This window comes from Pseudoalteromonas sp. 2CM28B, from assembly GCF_023161935.1.
Genome location: NZ_JALNTH010000023.1, coordinates 1 through 23,222 on the forward strand (window position 1 = coordinate 1; position 23,222 = coordinate 23,222).

A 23,222-nucleotide genomic window follows, 5' to 3' on the forward strand; every position below is an offset into this window, starting at 1 on the left:
TGATGTATAGCGATTTGATTTTTTCATAGTTCCAGTTTCTCAAGTTATTGAGTCTCTGGCAAACACGGGGCGATTCAACTCGCCCACCACGCTGTATCACGACTATGCAATCAGCCCTACCCTGTTTCATTGGCAAACGCAAAACAGCGCCCGCCCAGAACACGGCCGCGGCCTAAGTTATATTCAGCACCAACAAACTGGCAAAACCATCCTGTTATTTGTGCGCGAACAAGGCAAAGACGAAAACGGCCGAACCATGGGGTTTGTAAACTATGGCGAGGTTAAATACCAAAGCCACAATGGCAGCCAGCCGATGAATATAATGTGGGAGTTAACCAACCCCATGCCAAGTGAAATGTGGCATGAGGCTGGGAAATTAGCGGTTGGGTGATAGATTTAATGGACTAATAGAATCATTATTTGGTGATTAAAATTTACCTAATTTGCACATGACTGATAATGTTTGAAGTCAAGATTTACCTTTTAATTACCCTTAATTGATAAAATTACACATCAACTGATGTCCTTTCATTATATGCTGATGCGTATATCACTCAAATCAAACTTGTTGATCAAACTCTCTATCTCTATTGGGTTCGTGGTAGAAGCTCTATATTCAGCATCTTCTAGATAAGAGTTATTTAAAAGGATACTTATATATTTGGATAAATTCACTAAATTTTCATCTTTTTCCAAGAGTAAAAAATCAAAGTTAACATCTTTTAATTTTTTAAAAATTGCTGATAGTATCATTGAAATAGAAACTTGAAATTTCTTGCCCCTCTCAGAAACGCCATAAACTTCTCTTGAGAATGGATATTCGGTTATTTTAGTTAATTTGGTAATAAACTCATTAAATTCTAATAGGCTTGACTTAGATATCTCATAAGATTCATTGGATTTATCCTCCGATTTTATCTTCATATAAGTTTCAGCAAACTGTGGTGATTTACTAACCTTTTGAGTTTTACCTTGGTCGTTTATAAATTCTTGGTTTATGCCAAACTCAATAATACTCAGAATTACAAAAATATTTTCCTGTATGGCTTTTTTCTGAAAGCGATCTTTTGATATCGCATAAGCTTTTGCTAATGGTGACTTAAGATCTTTCACAAGTTTAGAGCAAAATAAATTTACTAAATCGTTAGTTTTAGAATCATAAACTGCATGCCTAATTTCCTGAGGAGTTAATGGCTTTGTTCCCTTGTTATAGCGACTAAAAATTTCAAGCTCAAACTCTTTTCCTGGAAAATCACGAAATGTAATACAGGTTATACCTTTACTCATTAATGAGGTTTTGTGATCCATATCTAGATCGCTAAATGACTTATCCATGAAGTCAGGTAATAATTTCAACCCTTTAAGTGAGTACATATTATTTATATACCGATAAAATGCTCTTAATCTATGTTGACCATCAACAACATTTAAAACTTGCACTCCGCGGTACTTTTGAGTTGCTAAAAATATAGGAGGAATAGGTATTTCCAGTAAAGCAGATTCTATTAAAGAGCTTTCATCAGCAATTGAAGATCTATATTCGCGTTGATAATCCGGATCAATAACTATCGCATCATTAAACTCAAGAATATTCTCAGATGTTAATTCACCTTCAATTTCTTGTAGCTTGAATCCCAACTTAATTCTTTGTGTTACTGTTTGCCATGTTAGAGTTTCATCTTTCCTATTAATATTGAAATTACCAGCCATTACTCTTCCTCCCTTAGAAAGTCATCAATATCTTGTTGTAATAAAATATCCTTAGAAACAGAGGATAATTCAGGGTATATATGAGAAAAGCTTATACCCATAGAAAAAAGAGAAGAAAGAATTTCTTTAGTCGCGTCCCCGGGGATTAATATTTTTCTTAATATACTTTCATCTGCTGTTATATCTAAAGGTTCATCGTCATCTTGAAAAAGAACAAAAAGCCCCTTTTGAGCATTTATCCTCGAATTTATTTTTCGCCCTTGTACAGCTATGGGACCATCGTACCCTTCTGCACTAACACTATCTGAACCAGACACATTCACGACAGTAGATTGCTCCATATTTTTTTTATTTAATTCTGTTGGGTTTAAAAAGTAAACAACTGCATCTTTATCAGTATCTGTTTGAAATGCTTTTTCAACCGCAAACAAAAGTGATGTTATATGTGAAATCGTAAAATCCATTAGTTTTGTTGGAAGCCCATAATGTTGAGCGTACAACATCCATTCCACATCATTTTTAATATCCCAGGGCGCATCCATATATTGATAGGAATTTATTTTAAATTGCGTAAGAAAATTTCTAATTGCTCGCTTGGGGAATTTACGAGTTTTAGTCTCATTATCTTTTCTCAGGGCGCTAGGAAGAAGAGGATAATCCCCTGACTGGCCTCTTGACAGGCAGAAATCCTTAGGTAATTCTTCTACAAAAGAAGTGTATTCACTCAGTTTACTAATTTCCATCAATTATCAATCCTAACTTTCTATATTTTTAGTAAAAAATTATTTAGCATATTGCCTCAGATGCTTGCTAAACCTGTGTGGTCATATGTTCTTCTTTCAATTATTGCTTAGACTTCTTTAAATTTCTAAACACTAATTTGAGAAGTGGTTATTATCTTTGTAATTAAATTTTTAGCATCAATCATATAAGTATTAGTCAGGTTGTATCAGTGATACTTTCGCCTCAAGTAAAAGCTGTTACCTAATATATTTTCTTTTGATTAACACCCATAATCACTTATTTGAATATCATAAAAGGTAAATCCTATCTTTTATCGCTAGCAAACTTCGAACTTAGAGCAACTTAAAGCACGAGATAAAATCCCGCCACACTCATAAACACCAATCTACCAACACACTCCAACTCCCCGTGATCACACCCGAAAGGTATAAATTGATGAGTAATCACTTGCATGGATGCAAGTAAAGCCGTGACTTCGCCATGGACGGCGAATACACGGCGTTTACGTTCACATCAATTTGTAGCTTGAGGACATAGTGTGATCCTCGGGTGCGCCGTGGGATTCCAAAGGGCGGTCGGCGGCAGCCGCCCTTTGGTTGCCATCGCCAACGCGATAAAACCTCGAATAGAGGTTATTAAATCCCTAAACTCTCACGTAAAACCTATTCAAAAAGCGGTGCTTTTCGCGCCAGCAAGCTCTGCGCCTATAAGTAATAGCGCGATATAAAATCGCGACTACAAAACCACTTGTTTAAACCGTGCGAACGTTCGCATGCTTTCATCAGCAATCATTACTTCGTAATCGGGGTTTTGAGCGATTAGCTCATATTGCCCGTTTGGTAATTTATTTACTTTGCGCAGTAAATACTGTCCATCTCCGCTTATATCATCTCGCTCTATCGCGACTATTTGGCCGCGAAGTGATCCGGCTCTATCGGAAGTTATAAGCTCAAGTAACAATAAGTCGCCATCAAGTATTGGGTGTTTACCGCCGTTCATAGAGTTACCCGATGCGCGTGCTAAAAAATGTATTTGCGGGTCGAGCTTGCCCGCGCCAAATGGCGCGTCCATTAATTCCATATCGCTTTCATCCCCAGTTTTAAAATGCCCACAGGCAATTTTAATATTGGGAAAGTACGGCAGTTTTAATGCGCTATTTTGCTCGTTTGCTGTATCGGCAAGATCTTTGAACGCTAATTGAGTTACATTGTCAGCTTTTTGCTCTGTATTTTGTTTCGTAGTTGGCGTTTTTACTTTTAGGCGCTGGTTGTATTTGGCTAAGGTGTACTCAACCAGTTCTAACACGGCGCTGTTTAGTAATTCGCGTTTTTCTGCGGGTACGTCAAACGTGGCTTTTACGGTGTTGTTTTGTAAGGTAAACCATTGTGTGCCGTCTTTATTTTTATTGGTATAGGCTTTAATTGGATTTTTACACCAGTAGCTTTGCCATGTTTGGGAATCTGCAGCTGCTTGCTGTTCTTTAATAGGTAAATCATGTTGCTTTAAATTTGGATGGCGCGCTAAAACCTTTGCGCTCATGGCTGCAAGTTCTGCAACTGTTGGGGGGTTAGCAAAACCGTTTAAAGCGACATACGCCTCAAGCAAAATAGCTTTGAAGCATTTGTTCATACTGGTTGTTTGTATGCCTTTGTATAAAAAGTCGTAAAACGGTGCTAATTGCTTGGCACTTTGTTGTGCTTCATCATCAATATTTTGTGTTTTAGCAATTAGCTCAAACCAGCTTGTGTAATTAGTGTTTACTTTTTTTATATCGCCATAGTGGTAGTAAAACTCACTTAACGTGGGTAAGTGCCCAAGTTGCTCAGCCAGCTGCGTTATATCTTCTAACGCCGTAGTACGCTGTATTTTGGCTAGCTGCTGCCAAAAATCGGTAACTTTTAAATCAATATTTATAAAGCAGCCATCTGCAAGGTTGGGCTTTTTAAGCTTTTTAACTACACCACTTGGCGTGGTTTCATGTAGTAGTGCATAGGGTTTATTTAAAAAGCTGTGGTGGTTACCAATAAAATCGAGCACCACTAAATGTGTTTTACCTTCGAGGGTGCGTAAACCACGGCCTAATTGCTGTAAAAATAGTATTTTAGAGTCGCTTGGGCGCAGCATTAATATGGTATCAATACTTGGTAAATCAGTGCCTTCGTTAAATAGGTCAACAGTAAATAATACTTCAACTTGGCGCTGTTCTAATTGTTTAAGCGCCTCATTGCGGCGTACTTTTGATTGGCTATGCACTGATAGCGCTTTTACACCCGCTTTATTAAATGCAGCTGCCATATAATCAGCATGTTTGGTAGATATGCAAAAGCCTAATGTGCGCTGCTGCTTGTATTGCTGCCACTGTAAAAGTGCGTGGTCTGCTCGTTTTTGGGTCGCAAATTTGTTTTCTAGTGCTGTTGGGTCAAATCGACCATTACGCCACGGAATAGCTTGATAGTTTACGTTTTCATCCCAAATCCCGTAGTAATGAAATGGCACTAACGTTTTTTGATCTATCCCCTGTGTTAAATTTCGTTCAAACACTAAATTGTTGTCGCATAGCCCTAAAATATCAGCTTGGTCGGTACGTTCTGGTGTAGCTGTTAAACCAAGTAAAAACTGGGGTTCAAAGTAGTTTAAAAGCTGACGATATACACGCGCACTTGCATGGTGAAATTCGTCAACAATAATGTAATCAAACGCTGTTGGCGCAAATTGTTTTAAGTGATTACTACGACCAATGGTTTGAATAGAGGCAAATAAACACTCAGCGTTTTTGTCTCGCTGTTTACCATTATAAAACCCAGTTGATAAAGTAAGTAATTCAGAAAATGTACGCTGTGCTTGCAAAAGTATTTCTTCTCGATGTGCTACAAATAAAACACGATTAGCTTTGAATTGTTTTACATCAAATGCACTTAACCATGTTTTACCCATGCCTGTTGCCAATACCACTAAGCCACGTTTGAAACCCTCAGTACGGGTTTGTGCTAGGGCATTTAGCGCTTCAACTTGAGCTGGCCTTGGTGTTTTAGCTTCATTTTTTTCAATAACTTGCTCAGCTGTATCGGTATGGTTTACCGCTACAAACTGCTGTACTTTACGCCTAGCAATGTAGCTATTAATCCACTCATGGCTTAAATGAGTAACAAATTTGTGATTAAAAATATTTTCAAAAGCTGTGCGTATACTTAAAAACTGCTTCGCTGCTTGGCTTGTTTTTGGCTGTGTATAATCATGTCTAAAATTCCACTCGTGCCCTTTGGTCAATGCGCTGGCACTAATATTACTCGAGCCAATAAAGGCGCAGCCACCAGTAATCTCGTTTTGGTCGTTTGTTTTAACAAAAATATACGACTTCATATGAAAACTTTGATTACTGTGCGTTTGATAAATACGCACATCGGCGCCCCGATCTACTAATGCCATGAGTTCTCTCAATGCATTAGGATGAGTAATATCGAGGTAGTCTGAGGTAAGTAGCTTAAGCGTTGCGCCGCTTTGTAACGCTTCGCTTAGTGGGTCGAACAAGAGTGCTAAGCCACTTGGCTGAATAAATGAAACTGTAATTTCAATCTCAGTCGCGTTGTTTATGGCATGCACAAGATTAGGTAATAACGGGTCATTATCACCCGTAATAAGTTGTTGGTTATTATTTTGCAGGTGTTGATGTTCGCTAAAACTATTCACTTATAATTTCGCTTTGCTATGCGTTATCAATGCATTTAGCCACACTTCGCTTTCACGCCCTGGGCGCTGATCAACACTTTGCCAGTGCTTAATTATGCTTAATTGCGTGTGTTGATTTAATAAATTACTTAATAACTGCTCGGTTAAATCGGTGAACTCACGGCCATTATGTACACGCTCTTGCGTGCCATATTTAAACGATACATATAAAACGCCATTGGGTTTAAGCGCATTTTGTAGGTTTAAAAATACTTGAGGAAGCTCGGCCTTTGGCACATGTAACAAACTAGCGCAGCACCAAATGCCGTCGTATTTATTAACACACTCAAGCTCTTGAAAGGTTTTAACCTCTACTGGTTGTTGTAAGTAATTACTGGCTAACTTTGCAAGCGCTGGGCTTGCATCAAAAGCCGACACACTAAACCCTTGGCTTTTAAAATAGGCAGCATCGCGAGCTGAGCCACAACCTGCATCTAGCACATGGCCATTTTGGACAACATAAGGTAAAAACTCACGGTAAAGCGCCGACATATCAACATTAAGTGTTGAGTCGCTAAAGGTTTGTGCATGTTGGTTATAATAATTTAGTGTGGTATTGGGCACTGCTTATACCGCTCCTTGGCTTTTGCGAGTTTGCAACGTTAATGCTGCATTTATGTTTGTTTAATCTACAGGAACAAGCCGATAAATTAAAGAACTTATAAGTAGGTTTTTTTAGCTTAATACGCTGTTTGTATTGAATTTAGCAATAATTATCTCCTTAAAGCCTTAACCCTCTCCTTTTTAGATACATTTTTTTACAACTTTAATGATTCCTTCACCATTATATTATTTTGCTAGGTTATACTGTTTTAATAACGTACAAAAAAAGCTTACCTCAGAGTCTTAATGAATAAATTAATAACCTTATTATTGTGTGTGTTGTTTAGTACCTCTTGGGGTGTGTTTGCCTGCGATAGAACGCTTAGCGTTGCCTCGCATGATGCTTTTTGGCCGCCGTATGTAATGGGCATTAGCGGCCAGTTACAGGGTAAAGAGGTAGATGCATTAAATATAATTTTTAAAGACTCGCCTTTTTGTTTTGAAGTAAAAATGCTGCCTAATTCTAAACGGGCTTTTACCGAGCTGCGCCATGGCCGAATAGATATAGGCTGGGCGGCAAGTTACACCAATGAGCGGGCTAAATACGTTCACTATACAAAGGCCTACCGCACTGAGGTAATGCGTTTATACGAAAACAAAAACAATCAACACAAGGTTAAAGACTTAGCTGATATTTTTAACCAAGGTTTAACCATAGGCGCTAACTTTGGTAGTTATTATGGCGAAGAGTTTGAGCAGTATAAAAAAAGCCATAAAAAACAAATAGAATACACCAGCGCAACCAGTAAGCGCTTTGAATTACTTAATAAGCAGCGTATAGATTACGCAATAGAAGACGAGCTAGTAGGCAATTACTTTAGTAAGCGTGGTAAAAATTTAATGGAGGCGCCTACCATACCCGCTATTAATAAAGACCAAATACACCTAATGCTAAGCAAAAGAACAGTTACGCCTGATGAGGTTAAAATTATTAACGCGCATATAACTAAAAATAAAGCGGCCCTTAAGGCGCTGTTTGAATGAATGTTTTGAGCTGTACACGTGTATTTTTATTGGTGTGGGTAACGTGTTTGGGGTTATTTAGCGTTAAAGCCCAAGCATGCGATAAAACAATTAATGTAAGCACCAACGAGCGCTACTGGCCGCCGTATGTGGTACTAAAAAACAATACGTTAACGGGTGTTGAAATAGATATAATTAAAACCATTTTTAAAGACTCCCCTTTTTGTGTAAATTTTACGTTATTACCTAACTCCTTACGCGCCTTAGAAGAGCTAAAACACGGCCGTGTAGATTTAATGTTTGCAGCAAGTAAAACCCGCGAGCGCCAAGCTTATGCCCATTTTAGTTTGCCTTATCGCGAAGAAGTAATGTTGTTGTATAAACATGCAGGCTCGGCAAATATTAGTTCGTTAGAGCAGTTATTTAAAAAGGGCTTAACAGCCGGCGTTAATCGCGGCAGCTTTTTAGGGCACACGTTTAAAGCGTTAAGCGATAAATATAGCAAGCAAATAGTACTTACCAGCGATGCCGATAAACGCTTTGCTTTATTAAATAAAAAGCGGGTAGATTTTGTAGTAGACGATTCGTTAGTGGCGCACCATTTTGCTAAAAAATACACGGCTATTTTACCCGTTGAGCAAGTAGCGCCTATTAACGTAAATAATGTGCATTTTATGATGAGCAAAAAAACGATTACTTTAGAAGAAGTTAACACTATTAATGCGCATATTGTAAAAAATAAAGCGGCGCTTAAGGCGTTATTTAAGTAATAATACCAACCCACATTAATACCTAATCATTTTCAGGGGCTAAATGTGTCGCTATCTGCGTTAAAAAATTCTCATTTAGAATAACTAAATAGCGAATTTTTTGCCTTGCTATCAACACGTTTATCCATCCTCAAAATAGATCACTTAATTATGCGGATTGGTATAAAAGGACGTTTTATGAAGATGTTTCTGTTAGCGCTTATATTTTTAGTTGCGCAATTTAATGTGCTGGCATGCACTAAAACGTTAAAAATGGGCACCAACGAAACCAACTGGGTGCCCTATTTAATTAAACAAGGTAATGCCTTTGTAGGCGCAGAGGTAGATACGGTTAACGCTGTTTTTAAAAATTCGCCTTTTTGTATTGAGTGGGTTTATTTTCCGAGCTTATTGCGGGTTCAGCAAGAGCTAAAAACAGGCCATATTGATATTACCTTTGCGGCAAGTTATACAAAAGAACGCGCCGAGTACTCTTATTTTACTGATGTTTATCGCGATGAAGTTATGCTGCTTTATAAGCATAAAAACGCCAAAGATGTAATTAATTTGACGGCGCTTTTTGAACGTGGCTTTATTGTTGGCGTTAACAGAGGCAGCTTTTTTGGCGCTGAGTTTGAAAAAATAAGAAAACACTACCCCAACCAAATAGTACTTACCGCAGATGCAAATACGCGCTTTGGTATGCTTAACAAAAAACGAGTTGATTACGTGATTGACGACTCTGTTGTCGCAAAATATTTTGCTAAGCGATACAGCACCATTTTGCCGGTAAAAACGGCGCCAGCTATTAATGTTAATGGCGTACATTTTATGATGAGTAAACAGTCGGTCACGCTTGACGAAGTAGCTGTAATTAATCGCCTTATTAAAAATAATAAAGCGGCCATAGAGCGTATTTACAAACCCTATTAACCCGCGGCTTTACACTTATATAGATTCATAGCCCAACGTGCTGCCAGTTTAGGTATGTATCTTTTACCTTTCATTACCATGGGGGGATCTGTATAATTCGCCAGCTAATTTACCCTATTGCTTGGTCTTGTTTGTGGCGTTTTGCTGCAGTTGGCCCCTGTCAGTACTCATTCTAGGACTAACTTTTTGATCTCCACCGCAAATATTACGATGCAGTTTGGCGCAGAGCCGTTGTTTGAAAACATTTCAGCTAAATTTGGTAACGGTAACCGTTACGGTTTAATTGGCGCTAACGGCTGTGGTAAGTCGACCTTCATGAAAATTTTAAGCGGTGCGCTTGTGCCAAGTGCGGGTAATGTGTCGATTACGCCAGGGCTTAAAGTAGGTAACCTAAGCCAAGACCAGTTTGCGTTTGAACAATACAGCGTTGTAGATGCCGTAATTATGGGCGACGTAGAGCTTTGGAAAGTAAAGCAAGAGCGCGACCGTATTTACTCATTACCCGAAATGAGCGAAGAAGACGGCATGAAAGTAGCCGACCTTGAAAGCGTTTTTGCCGAAATGGATGGTTACACAGCCGAAAGCCGCGCTGAAGAAATACTATTAGAAGCGGGTATAGATAAAGAGTTTCATTATGGGTTAATGGCAAACGTTGCCCCAGGTTGGAAATTACGTGTGCTTTTAGCGCAGGCGCTGTTTGCAAACCCAGACATACTGCTACTTGATGAGCCTACCAATAACTTGGATATTCATACCATTACGTGGTTAGCTAATGAGCTTAATAAACGTAAATGCACCATGATTATTATTTCGCATGACCGCCACTTTTTAAATTCGGTATGTACTCACATGGCCGACATTGATTACGGTGAGCTGCGTATTTACCCAGGTAACTACGAAAAGTTTTTAGAAGCCGCAGGCTTACAGCGCGAGCAATTATTAGCCGAAAATGCTAAAAAGAGCGCCGAGATTGACGAGCTTCAAGACTTTGTTAACCGTTTTGGTGCTAACGCCTCTAAAGCTAAACAAGCCAGTTCGCGTGCTAAAAAAATGGATAAAATTAAGCTTGATGAAGTTAAAGCGTCAAGCCGTATGAGCCCATCGTTAAGTTTTGACGAAGGCAAAAAAATGTACCGCCAAGCGCTTGAAGTTAATAAACTTGGCCACGGTTTTGATGGTGAAACATTATTTAGCGGCGGCGACTTTTTACTAGAAGCGGGCGCAAAGCTTGCGGTTATTGGCGAAAACGGTGTGGGTAAAACCACCTTTTTACGCTGTTTAGTAAACGAGCTTAAAAGTAATGAAGGCGAAATTAAGTGGTCTGAAAATGCGACCTTTGGCTACTGCCCGCAAGACAGCACAAAAGATTTTGATAACGATTTAACGTTATTTGATTGGATGTCGCAATGGCGTACAGCCAAGCATAACGATTTAATGGTTCGCGGCATGTTAGGGCGTTTGTTGTTTACCGCCGACGATTCAAACAAAAAAGCGCGTAACTGTTCTGGTGGTGAAAAAAACCGTTTGTTGTTTGGTAAGCTAATGATGCAAGACGTAAACGTACTTGTAATGGACGAGCCAACCAACCACATGGATATGGAAGCCATTGAAGCGCTAAACAATGCACTTAAAGACTTTGCGGGTACGCTTATTTTTGTAAGCCACGACCGCGAGTTTGTATCGTCTTTAGCAACACGTATTATTGATATTAAAGACAAGCAGGTCATTGATTTTCAGGGTACGTTTGACGAATACCTAGCAAGCATAGAAGAGAAAAAGATCGCTTAAGTTGTAGCTGCGATTTTATATCGCGTTTGTTTTAGGTTTAAGTTATTAGGTTTAAGTTTTTAGGTTTCAAAAACTAAAAATAGAGCCTAAATCATTTTAAAAAGGTGCTGTTTAGCGCTTTTTTTTGTGGGTGTTTAAATAGGTGGGTGCGCATTGTTTTAGCCATAATAAGCTAAACCCTGCTCTGTAGACGCACAGCTTGCTGGCGTTTTAAAAGCAACGCTTTTACCTAAGTGTAACCACCTTTTCCAAAGCCATGAGAAGCTACGTTTCTAACGTGAGCAAGCTCAACGTCTACAAGTCAAACTAACGCCGGAGCTAACCTCTACCTTGTAGACGCACAGCTTGCTGGCGTTTAAAAGCAACGCTTTTACCTAAGTGTTACCACCTTTGCTAAGGCCATGAGAAGCTGCGCTTCTAACGTGAGCAAGCTCAACGTCTACAAGTCAAATTAACGCCAGAGCTAAGCCCAATCCTGTAGACGCGCAGCTTGTTGGCGTTTAAAAGCAGCGCTTTTACATAAGTGTAACCACCTTTGCTAAGGCCATGAGAAGCTACGTTTCTAACGTGAGCAAGCTCAACGTCTACAAGTCAAACTAACGCCGGAGCTAACCTCTACCTTGTAGACGCACAGCTTGCTGGCGTTTAAAAGCAACGCTTTTACCTAAGTGTTACCACCTTTGCTAAGGCCATGAGAAGCTGCGCTTCTAACGTGAGCAGGCTCAACGTCTAAAAGTTAAACTAATAACGCCGGAGCTAAACCTTGCTCTGTAGACGCGCAGCTTGCTGGCGTCTTAAAAGCAACGCTTTTACCTAAGTGTAACAACCTTTGCTAAAGCCATGAGAAGCTGCGCTTCTAACGTGAGCAAGCTCAACGTCTACAAGTCAAATTAACGCCAGAGCTAAGCCCAATCCTGTAGACGCGCAGCTTGTTGGCGTTTAAAAGCAGCGCTTTTACATAAGTGTAACCACCTTTGCTAAGGCCATGAGAAGCTACGTTTCTAACGTGAGCAAGCTCAACGTCTACAAGTCAAACTAACGCCGGAGCTAACCTCTACCTTGTAGACGCACAGCTTGCTGGCGTTTAAAAGCAACGCTTTACCCTGATGTTAAACCCCTTCGCTAAAGCCATGAGAAGCTACGCTTCTAACGTGAGCAAGCTCAACGTCTACAAGTCAGATTAACTACTGTTTTAAAAACTTGCCTTGTGTAATAAACAGGTTTTCCTATATTTATTAAAATATATTAAGAAATGGCTCTCATGGTTTCTTCAACAAAACTATTAAAAGGTCGCTGCTCGTCTGCAAATAAATATTATTCAGTCACCATATGCTGCGTGCAAAGAGCCGATTTATTTGAAAACTTTGAGAATGCCTGTATAGCCGCTCGCGCGATCTTTTATATGCAAAAAAATGTTAATACTATTTGCTATACCGTAATGCCAGATCACCTTCATTGGCTTTTTCAGGTTAAGGCGCTCTCACTATCTGAGGTAGTTAGGCAGTTTAAAAGCTTAACAACCGTGAAGATTAATGCGCTTAGTGGTGATAAAGGTCCAATTTGGCAACAAAATTATTTTGATCATCAAATCCGCAATGAAAGAGATTTAATAATTCAGGCTCGTTATATTGTTGCAAACCCATTAAGAGCTGGGATTGTGCAAAAGATTGAACAATACCCTTTTTGGGATTGTATATATTTGAACGGCGGCGGTTGAGGGTATTATTTTTCGTGAACAAGCAACGCATACCAACGCTGGAGCTTAGCCCTACTCTGTAAACGCGCAGCTTGCTGGCGTTTAAAAGCAAGGCATTTACCTAAGTGTAAACCCCTTTGCTAAAGCCATGAGAAGCTGCGCTTCTAACGTGAGCAAGCTCAACGTCTACAAGTCAAATTAACCCCGGAGCTAAGCCCTGTTCTGTAAACGCGCAGCTTGCTGGCGTTTAAAAGCAGCGCTTTTACCTAAGTGTAAGCCCCTTTGCTAAAACCATGAGAAGCTACGCTTCTAACGTGAGCAAGCTCTACGTCTACAAGACAAACTAACGCCGAAGCTAAGCTCTGTGCCTACAGGCCACGAACTAAAATTTAGACAATAAAAAAGGGAGCTATGTTGCTCCCCTTTGTGCCTATAATTTTGATTTATTTAAGGTCAAATCTGTCGGCGTTCATTACTTTTACCCATGCATTTACGAAATCATTTACAAAACGTTCGTTGTTGTCGTCTTGTGCGTAAAATTCGCTTAGTGCACGTAATATAGAGTTTGAACCAAACACTAAATCTATACGTGTTGCGGTCCATTTTATGGTGCCTGTTTTACGTTCAACAATGTTGTAAACACCTGGCTCAGACGGTTTCCAGTTATTGGCCATGTCGGTTAAGTTTACAAAAAAGTCGGTAGAAAGCGCACCTACGTTGTCGGTAAATACGCCGTGTTTGCTGCCTGCGTAGTTTGTGCCTAAAACACGCATTCCGCCAAACAGTACGGTCATTTCTGGTGCTGTTAGGCCCATTAACTGGCTACGCTCTAAAAGTAGCTCTTCTGGCGATACGCTAAAATCGCCTTTAAGGTAGTTTCTAAAGCCGTCGTGTACTGGCTCTAACGGTTCGAACGACTCGGCATCGGTCATTTCGTCGGTTGCATCGCCGCGCCCTGGCGCAAACGGTACTGTTACATCAACACCAGCTTGTTTTGCAGCTTGCTCTACAGCTGCTGTGCCACCTAATACGATTAAATCTGCAATACTGATAGGCTTAGCTAAACCTGCTTTAAATTTTTCAAGGGCGCTAAGTACGCTTGCTAAGCGCTCTGGCTCATTGCCTTGCCAATCTTTTTGCGGAGCTAAGCGAATACGCGCGCCATTTGCACCACCACGGCGGTCTGAGCCACGGTACGTACGTGCGCTATCCCACGCTGTAGTAATTAAATCAGTTGCGCTTACGCCACAATCAAGAATTTGTGCTTTTAGCTCGCTAATTTCATCATCAGATAGGGTGTAGTCAACCGCTGGAATTGGGTCTTGCCAAATTAGGTCTTCGCTTGGTACATCTTTACCTAAGTAACACGCTTTAGGGCCTAAGTCGCGGTGCGTAAGTTTAAACCACGCGCGGGCAAACACATCAGAAAAATACTCAAAGTCGTTGTTAAAACGTTCAATAATTTTACGGTAGATTGGGTCTACCTTCATGGCCATATCGGCGTCGGTCATCATTGGGTTTAAACGAATTGATGGGTCTTCTACATCTACCGGCTTGTCTTCTTCTTTAATGTTTACAGGCTCCCATTGGTGCGCGCCTGCTGGGCTTTTAGTTAGTTCCCACTCGTAGTTTAATAGTAAGTGGCAGTAGCCGTTATCCCATTTTGTTGGATGGGTAGTCCACGCGCCTTCTAGCCCCGACGTTACGGTATTGCGACCAAAGCCGCCTTCTTTAGTGCTGTTCCAGCCTAGGCCTTGCTCGTGTACGTCGGCCGCTTCTGGCTCTGGGCCTAAGTGCTCAGCTTTACCGTTACCGTGGGTTTTACCTACCGTGTGACCGCCTACAGTAAGCGCTGCGGTTTCTTCGTCGTTCATTGCCATGCGAGCAAATGTTTCACGTACGTGCTGCGCGGTTTTTTGCGGATCGGGTATCCCATTAACGCCTTCTGGGTTTACGTAAATTAAGCCCATTTGTACCGCAGCTAATGGGTTTTCCATGGTGTCGGGTTTTTCTACGTTGTCGTAACGCTCATCACTCGGTGCTAGCCATTCTTTTTCTGCGCCCCAGTAAATGTCTTTTTCTGGATGCCAAATGTCTTCACGGCCACCGGCAAAGCCATAAATTTTTAAGCCCATTGATTCGTATGCCATGTTACCGGCTAAAATAAATAGGTCGGCCCACGATAGTTTGTTACCGTATTTTTTCTTGATTGGCCACAATAGGCGGCGCGCTTTATCTAGGCTTGCGTTGTCTGGCCACGAATTTAGCGGCGAAAAACGCTGGTTACCGGTACTTGCGCCACCACGACCGTCTGATAATCGGTACGTACCCGCAGAGTGCCATGCCATGCGGATCATTAAGCCGCCGTAATGGCCCCAATCGGCAGGCCACCAATCTTGGCTATCGGTCATAAAGGCTTTTAGGTCTGCTTTTACTGCGTCTAAATCGAGAGATTTGAATGCTTCGGCGTAGTCAAAGTCTGTGCCGTAGGGGTTTGATTTTGTGTCGTGCTGATGAAGAATGTCTAAATTTAGAGTATTTGGCCACCAATCTGTGTTTACTTTAGAAATAACTGAGTTACTACCGTGCATTACGGGACATTGACCCGATTTAGTGCTGCTCATTTTCAGCTCCTTACTTTAAATGAAGAGTTTAACTATTTTACTCAAGCCCCAGCGCTTACATTTAAAGTAACACGCTAAGGTTTATTAATTTTGTGCATAATTTTTATTTACTGCTCAAACAATATAGACCCCTAATATTACATTCGCCAGCGTATTAACTTGAATTAAATCGATTGAAACCATTGGTTTAATGAATACAGTTTAAACTCCACAATTAGTGTGATCGGATTAAATAAATAACGCGTAATGGTATGTGAAGGGTTTGAAAGTGGCTTTTAATTGACCGCACATTGGAATACCCCCCTTCACCATGAAATTAAAGTTGTTTATAAAGGTGCATTACTAAGCCCAATGCACCTTTACTTTATAACTTATTGAAATCTATTTTGAATAATTAAGTAAATGTTCAGATTAACTTGATTATTATGACCACTCACTCCTGTTATTTCCCTGCGACAATTTATTGTTGTTTTAAGCAGTTTTGCCAGCCCACATTGGGCTGGCTTTTTTTTGCCTAAAATTTAGAATCCTTTAAGGCTGTGTGAACAGTTGTATGATTTTGTTAACTTGTTTAATGTTCAAAGCCAACACGCCCTAGTGCCAATAAGCCTTGCATGTTAAAGTGCGATTAGTCACTAATAATTAACTAGGCGTACCCATGCGTTTTTATATAACTATTTTATTTGTTTGTTTTGTTTCGCTTTTAAATACTGTTAATGCCCAAGAATCTGCTGCACCAACAGAAGAGCAACAGCAACAAGCGTTAGCGCAATTAAATGAGCCCATGTATAAACCGCTTTTAGAACGCTATATTCTTGATGAGTTAAAAGCCGTTCGCCAAGACCAACAACAATTACGCGAAGATGTAACAAAACAAGTTACACACGCCCAGTTAGATACCGCAGACAGAGCGCTTATTTACACCACCGACACTATTAATAACGTGTTTTTTATTATTACTGCTACGGCCTCTATTTTGGTTTTAGTAGGCTGGAACTCGCTGCGCGATGTTAAAAATAAAGTAGAAGACATTGTAAATACGCGTGTCAGTGTGATCACTGACGAGTACGAAGATCGCTTAAAAATTCTTGAAGAAAAACTGCGTGTACGCTCAGAAGAAATACTCAGTAACCAAGAGCGTATATCGGTCACTAACGAGGTGCACTCGTTATGGATGCGCGCAAACCTAGAAAGCGACTTTGCAAACAAAATAGAAATATTTGACGAAATTTTAAAACGTAAGCCAGAGGATGTAGAGGCCATTGCCTATAAAGCCGATGCATTATTAGAGCTAAACGAAACCGCCAAAGCCATTGAGTTATGTAACCAAGCCATTGATATAGATAGCGACTACGGCTATGCCTACTGGCAGCGTGCGTGTGCGTATGCACTTACACACAAACATGCCGATGCATTAGCCGATATAAAAATGGCCCTTGAATACTCGCCAAACTTACGTAATGAGCTACTACACGAAAGTGCATTTGCTAGCCTACACGACAACGACAGCTTTAATACCATAGTAGCGGGTAGCTAGAGTTTTGTGGGCGCGTTATTGGCGTAAAGTGCGAAGCCCACAATAGAAGTAGCAGCGGCTTTATGCCGCGAAAAAATTCAATATAAAACGCGAGGTAAACTCGCTGCTACGTAGTTAGCTCATGCTTTCGTTTAAAAGTGATTATGGCACCACCGAGAAGTGAAGGAGGAGAGCAGGAGAAAAACTGAAGAAATAAATCACCAATACCTGTGTTTTCTCTGTGTAGCGCGAAGCGCCTCTGTGCCCTCTGTGGTGCAATTAATGAGTAGCAGCGGCTTTATGCCGCGAAAAAAATTCAATATAAAACGCGAGGTAAACTCGCTGCTACACGATAAACCCTATTCTGTAGACACGTCTTAAAAGTGATTATGTCTCCACAGAGAAGAGAAGCAGGAGAACAGAAGAAATTACTCACCAACCCCCATTGTTTCCTCTGTATCTCTGTGCCCTCTGTGGTGAAATTAATGAGTAGCAGCGGCTTTATGCCGCGAAAAAATTCAATATAAAACGCGAGGTAAACTCGCTGCTACGTAGTTAGCTCATGCTTTCGTTTAAAAGTGATTATGTCTCCACCGAGAAGTGAAGGAGGAGAGCAGGAGAAAAACTGAAGAAATAAATCACCAATACCTGTGCTTTCTCTGTGTAGCGCGAAGCGCCTCTGTGCCCTCTGTGGTGCAATTAATGAGTAGCAGCGGCTTTATGCCGCGAAAAAGTTTAATATAAAACGCGAGGTAAACTCACTGCTACGTGGTTAGCTCATGCTTTCGTTTGAAAGTGATTATGTCACCACCGAAAAATGAAGGAGGAGAGCAGGAGAAATTACTCACCAACCCCAATTGTTTCCTCTGTGTCTCTGTTTCCTCTGTGGTGAAATTAATGAGTAGCAGCGGCTTTATGCCGCGAAAAAGTTTAATATAAAACGCGAGGTAAACTCGCTGCTACGTAGTTAGCTCATGCTTTCGTTTAAAAGTGATTATGTCACCACCGAGAAGTGAAGGAGGAGAGTAGGAGAAAAACTGGAGAAATAAATCACCAATACCTGTGTTTTCTCTGTGTAGCGCGAAGCGCCTCTGTGGTGCAATTAATGAGTAGCAGCGGCTTTATGCCGCGAAAAAGTTTAAAATAAAACGCGAGGTAAACTCGCTGCTACACGATAAACCCTATTCTGTAGACACGTCTTAAAAGTGATTATCTCACCACAAAGAAGTAACTCACCAATGCCTATTTTCTCTGTGTAGCGCAAAATGCCCTCTGTGGGGCAATTAATGAGAAAATACGCATCTCCCTGAGCAAACTAGGCGTCTACAGGCAAAATTAGCTACAGGGTAAAACTTGTATTCAGGCGTTTATAATTATCGTTTAAAGTATAAATCGATGGCTTTGGTGAGGAGTTCGTCGAGTTGCTCTTCGAAGGTATCTATATCAATTTCAAAATGGTTTAAATAGGCTTTGGCTTGCACTCGCGATAGGTTGCGGTTTTTTACGCTGTATTGACGCTCATCTTTTTGTTTGTCAAAACGTGGTAAAAACAAAAATTGCCCGTAATAAGGTGATTTAATATGCTTATTAGCATAACGACAAAAGTCTTCTATGTGATCTGCGCCCTGCGGCCCTAAACACCCTGGCTCAACGCGATACATTAAGCGAATTTTTTTGTCGTCTGCTAACTGCATAGTGTGCCTTTTATAATTATCTAAAAAATAATACGCGGATTATTTTTCCGTCTTTTATTTGGTAGCTCGATACTAACTCAGAGCGTTTATCTACCACGTTTTCGTCTGTTGAACAGGTTTCTGATAGCTCATGGTCTATTACTATGTCGCCGTGCACGATACGCTTTATTGGCGAGCTATTAATGCACTTTAATTTTTTAAACATTAAGCCATAACGGGCTATTAGTTTTTCTTTTCCTTTAAATAATAGCTCATTAGGAAAAATATAAAACTCTACACCTTCATCGTACATACGAATAAATTGTTCAATATTACGTGCGTTATAGGCTTCTACTAGTTGCTCTACAACAGCAAGCGACTCGCGAGATTGTTTAGCTTTAGCTTGCTGCTTAGCGGTTAATGCCTCTTTGGCTTGCGTTACCGCTTTTTCTGCCTCGGCCACAGCTGCTGCTTTTTCTACTTTGTTTTTTGGTTTTTCTACCGGTTTGGGGGTTTCGCTACCCAGTACTTTTGAGTCGTCAGGTTTAGTAGTATCTACTGTTGGCGTTTTAAGCTCTGGGGCTTGGTACTCAAGCGTGTTTAACTTTTCATCTTTTGCTTTTGTTGGTGAATTGCTGGCTTGAGTAGAGCTTGACGCTTGCTCGGTACTTTTTTGCTCTTCTTGAGTCTCTTCGGTTTGCTCTGCTGCATAACTGATCAGGGCAACAGTGGCAATAAGCGAGGCAAAAATAATAGATAACGATTTCATAACTTTCCTAATATGAACATATAACGCTGTTAATGCTGCAACATAACAAATTTGAGCGTTTTCGGGTAGCAATTAAATGATTGTTATACACTTTACCAATACTGCTCAACCGTTATGTGCCCTGGGTCTCTGCGACGATTTCGTTTAAAGTTTTTGTCTAAAAGTAACTGTGTGGTGTCTTTTACCATTTGTGGGTTACCGCAAATCATAAATTGCGAATTACTCGGGCTTGGGGTTTTAGAGGCTTTGCTAAATAGCTCGCCGTTTTGAATTACTGTAGTTATACGCCCTTTTAGGCCTTGTTGTGGCTCCTCACGGCTTACAACCGGAATGTAGTTAAGTTGTGTAGGGTGTGCGTTTATTAGGGCGTGTATTAGATTTTGATAGCTTAAATCGGCATTAAAACGTACGCCGTGCACTAAATTAATCTGTGTGTATTTTTGCCATACCTCTTGTTGCTGCAAAATAGATAAAAACGGCCCTATTGCAGTGCCTGTACTTAGCATCCATAACTGCTCGCTTGGCGGTATTTCGTCTAAGGTAAAAAAGCCCGTGGCACGTTGCTCTATTAATACAGTGTCGCCTGGTTTTAATTGCGCCAACCTAGGCGATAATAAGCCGTCCTCTACATTGATAAGGTAAAATTCTAAATCGGGGTTATTAGGCGCGTTTACATAAGAGTATGCCCGAGCAATACGTTTATCGCCCTCCATAATCGAGAGCTTAGTAAACTGCCCTGCTTTAAATGGCTCTACGCTTGCGTTTACTACCAGGCTGAAAAGTGTATCGCTCCACCATGTTACTTTTTTTACGGTTGCATCTACCCAGTTAGACATAGTCAACTCCATAGCTTAACGGTTAAACAACAAAAACAATAAATGGTTGTAATTTATACACTAGCATTAACTTAATAAGAGTGACACTGGGTGTAGTGACTTTTTAAACGTAGTGCTTTTACTTTGGGTAACATTGGTTTGATTAAAAAGATGAGTAGCAGCGGCTTTATGCCACGATGAAATTAATACCCCACGCGAGGTGAACTCCAGCTACGTGGTTAGCTCGTGCTGTACAGACGCGCGTTGTTTTCGTTCATGAGTGATTTTTTCACCACAGAGGAGTGAAGGAGAAGAGCAGGAGAAATGACTTACCAACCCCCATTGTTTCCTTTGTGTCTCTGTGCCCTCTGCGGTGCAATTAATGAGTAGCAGCGGCTTTATGCCGCGAAAAAATTAATACCAAACGCGAGGTGAACTCCAGCTACGCGGTTAGCTCGTGCTTTGTAGACGCGCGTTGTTTTCGTTCATGAGTGATTTTGTTACCACAGAGAAGTGAAGGAGAAGAGCAGGAGAAATGTTACCACCCCCCATTGTTTCTTCTGTGTAGCGCTAAGCGCCTCTGTGTCCTCTGTGGTGAAAAACAAGTTAAGCCAATTATTCACAAAGAGGTTAAGACACGCTGCGCTTTTAGAGGTAGAGAATAAGTGATTTAAAAAGTGATGAGCCAATCCCCGTGCTCTCTGTGTAACGCTAAGCGCCTCTGTGTACTTTGTAGTGGAATTCATGAGTAGCAGCGGCTTTATGCCGCGAAAAAAATTAATACCAAACGCGAGGTGAACTCCAGCTACGCGGTTAACTCATGCTTTGAATGCGCGCATTGCTTTTGTTTAAAAGTGATTATGTCACCACCGAGGAGTGAAGGAAAAGAACAGGAAAAATGCCCCCCATTGTTTCCTCTGTGTCCTCTGTGGTGTAATCAATGAGTAGCAGCGGCTTTATGCCGCGAAAAAATTTAATACCATACGCGAGGTAAACTCGCTGCTACACGATAAACCCTATTCTCTAAACACGTCTTAAAAGTGGTTATGTCACCACCGAGAAACCATAAGAAGTAATATAACCAGCCCCCATGTTTCTCTGCGTAGCGCAGAATGCTTTCTGTGGTTAAATTAATGAGAAAATACGCATCAACCCTCAGCAACCTAGGCATCTGCAATGTTTACATTAATCTTAGAGCTAACCCAACTCTATACAGCTTGCTGGCATTTTAAAAGCAACGCTTTTACCTAGGGGTTACATAATTCTTATTAAACTTTAATTAAACGAAGTAAATTTCTGTAAACTTATTTAGCTTTAACTATAAACAATAGATTAGGATTAATATTTCTCAAATGCATTAAACATTAGGTGAATATAAAATTTAAACGCTTAAAGACTTAAAATATTTGGTTCTGTTCGTAATACGATTTTGGAGAAGACAATAAGAATGGAGTTATTATAGAATGAGAGGGGCCATACGCTGTTAAATTATAACTCTAACTCCTGAAAAGTGTAAAACTTAAATAATCACTACAAGCACTATATAAACTAAATAAACATTATATAAATTAATTTATACTCACTTAAACAATAAAATTAAAATTACTTTTATTAATATAAAAAGCAAAAAAAGAAGTGATAAATAGAGTTTATAAAGACTATTTTGTAGACAACTCAACTTCTACGTTTATATGCTCGCCTAGGCTAGAAAGATCTTTACTTACTAAATATTTAACTAATAGAAGAGTATTTTTGAAGTCTATCTCACGAAATTTTAGCATATGTTTTACCATTAATTTAAAATAAACATAGCAATGAGAGTTGAAAGTTTTCTTTAAAATTTTTCTTTGCTCTGAATCTAATGGAATATTCTCTAAAATCATCGCTGTTGCCAGAGCTTTACTTCCCATAATGTTACATGAACCTACAAGGTCCCAGCTTATGTTCGAAAAAAACATATTTACACCCTTGCCGCATTTTGTGATGTCACAAGGGTAGTACGCAACTTTATCAGCATTAGAACACAACAATAGCCACATTAGTTCATCTTCACCTGCAAACCTTAGTTGGTCGCAAAATAATACCTCAGGAAATTTACTCAGCCTGTACATAACTGTCGATGTTTGCGATAAATATTTATTGTACATTGACTGGATAATAACAGGTGAATCTATTAAAAATTTAGACTCGCCTACTAAAAAGTGGCTTAAATCGCGCTCCATTTCAGGAATATCAGTATTCCAATTAGAATCATAGAAGCCATCTCGATCTGTATTGCCAAAATAAAAGCTAGCACCTAAGTCGAAGGCCTCTAATGCTAAAGTGCTATGGCTTACACCCCATTGATCATCCGAGTCTAAAAATGCAACATAATCAACTATATTGCAAAGCTTAGTTTGAATATATTTTAATGCTGTATTTCTAGCTATAGCTGGTCCAGAATTAGTTTTGTGGTAAAGGCTAATTAAATGTATATTTTTTGGTAAAGTAGGCAGGAGTGCCAATTCTTCAGAAAGTGAAAGAGGAGAACAATCATCAACAATAACAACATAGTAAGTTATTTTACTTAAGCTTTCTTGCTCAATTATAGACTTGAGAGATTTTAACAATATTCCTTTATCTCGTTGATAAAATGGTATTACGACCCCTATACTATGCATAATAATTCCTATAAATCATCCATGTATTTAATCAATTCACTTAATTATTTGCACAAAGCCAAATTAATTATTTTTGTATGAACTAATTAATATTTTTATATTAAGTTTGTTATTTAAACCTTTAACGATTAAAAATAATACTAATTTTTAACCGTTGAAGCAATAAAACATTGCTAAAATAGCGATAGTTTTTAATTTATTGCTAGCAATCAGTAAAAAATGATTAGCTTAATAAGAATAAAAATTATTTTAT

At 39.8% G+C, this 23,222-nt stretch carries 15 protein-coding genes and 1 pseudogene; 7 read left to right on the forward strand and 9 right to left on the reverse strand.

Translation table 11 applies throughout. From position 1 onward, the window contains the following. Positions 1-79: 79 nt before the first annotated feature. A pseudogene (locus MTN96_RS23630) lies at positions 80-391 on the forward strand (DUF3427 domain-containing protein); the annotation flags it as partial. Positions 392-531: 140 nt separating this feature from the next. On the opposite strand, the gene MTN96_RS23635 reads toward MTN96_RS23630, so the two are convergent. The 4 genes from MTN96_RS23635 to MTN96_RS23650 all read right to left on the reverse strand — a co-directional run bounded on the left by MTN96_RS23635 (position 532) and on the right by MTN96_RS23650 (position 6,744). Continuing rightward, positions 532-1,710, reverse strand: coding sequence for a DUF262 domain-containing protein (locus tag MTN96_RS23635; RefSeq protein ID WP_248532876.1), 1,179 nt, complete (start codon positions 1,708-1,710; stop codon positions 532-534). Beyond that, the gene (locus MTN96_RS23640) at positions 1,710-2,453 is read right to left on the reverse strand and encodes an FRG domain-containing protein (protein WP_248532877.1); all 744 of its coding nucleotides are present in this window, start codon (positions 2,451-2,453) and stop codon (positions 1,710-1,712) included. The genes MTN96_RS23635 and MTN96_RS23640 overlap by 1 nt, the downstream gene beginning before the upstream one ends. 736 nt (positions 2,454-3,189) lie before the next feature. Beyond that, positions 3,190-6,141 carry a DEAD/DEAH box helicase family protein gene (locus tag MTN96_RS23645; RefSeq protein ID WP_248532878.1) on the reverse strand — a complete coding sequence of 984 codons (2,952 nt, stop codon included), beginning with the start codon at positions 6,139-6,141 and terminating at the stop codon, positions 3,190-3,192. After that, complete coding sequence (locus MTN96_RS23650; protein ID WP_248532879.1) at positions 6,142-6,744, reverse strand: class I SAM-dependent methyltransferase; 603 nt, start codon at positions 6,742-6,744, stop codon at positions 6,142-6,144. Between the two features lie 285 nt (positions 6,745-7,029). Between MTN96_RS23650 and MTN96_RS23655 the strand changes: the two genes are divergently transcribed. From MTN96_RS23655 to MTN96_RS23675, 5 genes are all read left to right on the forward strand, one after another. Next, entirely contained in the window at positions 7,030-7,767 is a 738-nt protein-coding gene (locus tag MTN96_RS23655; RefSeq protein WP_248532880.1) for an ABC transporter substrate-binding protein, read from the forward strand. Then, on the forward strand, positions 7,764-8,516 hold the full coding sequence (locus MTN96_RS23660) for an ABC transporter substrate-binding protein (RefSeq protein ID WP_248532881.1): 753 nt from the start codon (positions 7,764-7,766) through the stop codon (positions 8,514-8,516). Before MTN96_RS23655 ends, MTN96_RS23660 begins: the two co-directional genes overlap by 4 nt. Positions 8,517-8,693: 177 nt before the next feature. After that, a complete protein-coding gene (locus MTN96_RS23665) occupies positions 8,694-9,428 on the forward strand; it encodes an ABC transporter substrate-binding protein (protein ID WP_248532882.1) in 735 nt (244 codons plus the stop codon). Positions 9,429-9,614: 186 nt separating this feature from the next. Then, on the forward strand, positions 9,615-11,216 hold the full coding sequence (locus tag MTN96_RS23670; RefSeq protein ID WP_083901829.1) for an ABC-F family ATPase: 1,602 nt from the start codon (positions 9,615-9,617) through the stop codon (positions 11,214-11,216). 1,261 nt (positions 11,217-12,477) lie between these two features. After that, positions 12,478-12,933, forward strand: a complete 456-nt coding sequence (locus MTN96_RS23675) for a transposase (RefSeq protein ID WP_095206753.1) — start codon at positions 12,478-12,480, stop codon at positions 12,931-12,933. 422 nt (positions 12,934-13,355) lie between these two features. On the opposite strand, the gene katG is transcribed toward MTN96_RS23675, so the two are convergent. Then, complete coding sequence (katG, locus tag MTN96_RS23680; RefSeq protein WP_248532883.1) at positions 13,356-15,536, reverse strand: catalase/peroxidase HPI; 2,181 nt, start codon at positions 15,534-15,536, stop codon at positions 13,356-13,358. A gap of 658 nt (positions 15,537-16,194) precedes the next feature. On the opposite strand from katG, the gene MTN96_RS23685 reads away from it, so the two are divergent. Further along, positions 16,195-17,073, forward strand: coding sequence for a tetratricopeptide repeat protein (locus tag MTN96_RS23685; RefSeq protein WP_024032988.1), 879 nt, complete (start codon positions 16,195-16,197; stop codon positions 17,071-17,073). 1,352 nt (positions 17,074-18,425) lie between these two features. Here the strand turns inward: MTN96_RS23685 and MTN96_RS23690 are convergent. The 4 genes from MTN96_RS23690 to MTN96_RS23705 all read right to left on the reverse strand — a co-directional run bounded on the left by MTN96_RS23690 (position 18,426) and on the right by MTN96_RS23705 (position 22,969). Next, the gene (locus tag MTN96_RS23690) at positions 18,426-18,746 is read right to left on the reverse strand and encodes a hypothetical protein (protein WP_004589283.1); all 321 of its coding nucleotides are present in this window, start codon (positions 18,744-18,746) and stop codon (positions 18,426-18,428) included. 16 nt (positions 18,747-18,762) lie between these two features. Next, on the reverse strand, positions 18,763-19,494 hold the full coding sequence (locus tag MTN96_RS23695) for a nuclear transport factor 2 family protein (RefSeq protein WP_248532884.1): 732 nt from the start codon (positions 19,492-19,494) through the stop codon (positions 18,763-18,765). 92 nt (positions 19,495-19,586) lie between these two features. Then, on the reverse strand, positions 19,587-20,330 hold the full coding sequence (locus MTN96_RS23700) for a ferredoxin--NADP reductase (RefSeq protein WP_248532885.1): 744 nt from the start codon (positions 20,328-20,330) through the stop codon (positions 19,587-19,589). Between the two features lie 1,637 nt (positions 20,331-21,967). Further along, a complete protein-coding gene (locus MTN96_RS23705; protein ID WP_248444210.1) occupies positions 21,968-22,969 on the reverse strand; it encodes a glycosyltransferase family 2 protein in 1,002 nt (333 codons plus the stop codon). Positions 22,970-23,222 lie beyond the last annotated feature (253 nt).

Excerpts from the sequence above, each read along its gene's own strand:
- MTN96_RS23635 (WP_248532876.1), bottom strand. The coding sequence starts at position 1,710 with ATGGCTGGTAATTTCAATATTAATAGGAAAGATGAAACTCTAACATGG.
- MTN96_RS23640 (WP_248532877.1), bottom strand. The coding sequence starts at position 2,453 with ATGGAAATTAGTAAACTGAGTGAATACACTTCTTTTGTAGAAGAATTA.
- MTN96_RS23655 (WP_248532880.1), top strand. The coding sequence starts at position 7,030 with ATGAATAAATTAATAACCTTATTATTGTGTGTGTTGTTTAGTACCTCT.
- MTN96_RS23660 (WP_248532881.1), top strand. The coding sequence starts at position 7,764 with ATGAATGTTTTGAGCTGTACACGTGTATTTTTATTGGTGTGGGTAACG.
- MTN96_RS23665 (WP_248532882.1), top strand. The coding sequence starts at position 8,694 with ATGAAGATGTTTCTGTTAGCGCTTATATTTTTAGTTGCGCAATTTAAT.
- MTN96_RS23675 (WP_095206753.1), top strand. The coding sequence starts at position 12,478 with ATGGTTTCTTCAACAAAACTATTAAAAGGTCGCTGCTCGTCTGCAAAT.
- katG (WP_248532883.1), bottom strand. The coding sequence starts at position 15,536 with ATGAGCAGCACTAAATCGGGTCAATGTCCCGTAATGCACGGTAGTAAC.
- MTN96_RS23685 (WP_024032988.1), top strand. The coding sequence starts at position 16,195 with ATGCGTTTTTATATAACTATTTTATTTGTTTGTTTTGTTTCGCTTTTA.
- MTN96_RS23690 (WP_004589283.1), bottom strand. The coding sequence starts at position 18,746 with ATGCAGTTAGCAGACGACAAAAAAATTCGCTTAATGTATCGCGTTGAG.
- MTN96_RS23695 (WP_248532884.1), bottom strand. The coding sequence starts at position 19,494 with ATGAAATCGTTATCTATTATTTTTGCCTCGCTTATTGCCACTGTTGCC.
- MTN96_RS23700 (WP_248532885.1), bottom strand. The coding sequence starts at position 20,330 with ATGTCTAACTGGGTAGATGCAACCGTAAAAAAAGTAACATGGTGGAGC.
- MTN96_RS23705 (WP_248444210.1), bottom strand. The coding sequence starts at position 22,969 with ATGCATAGTATAGGGGTCGTAATACCATTTTATCAACGAGATAAAGGA.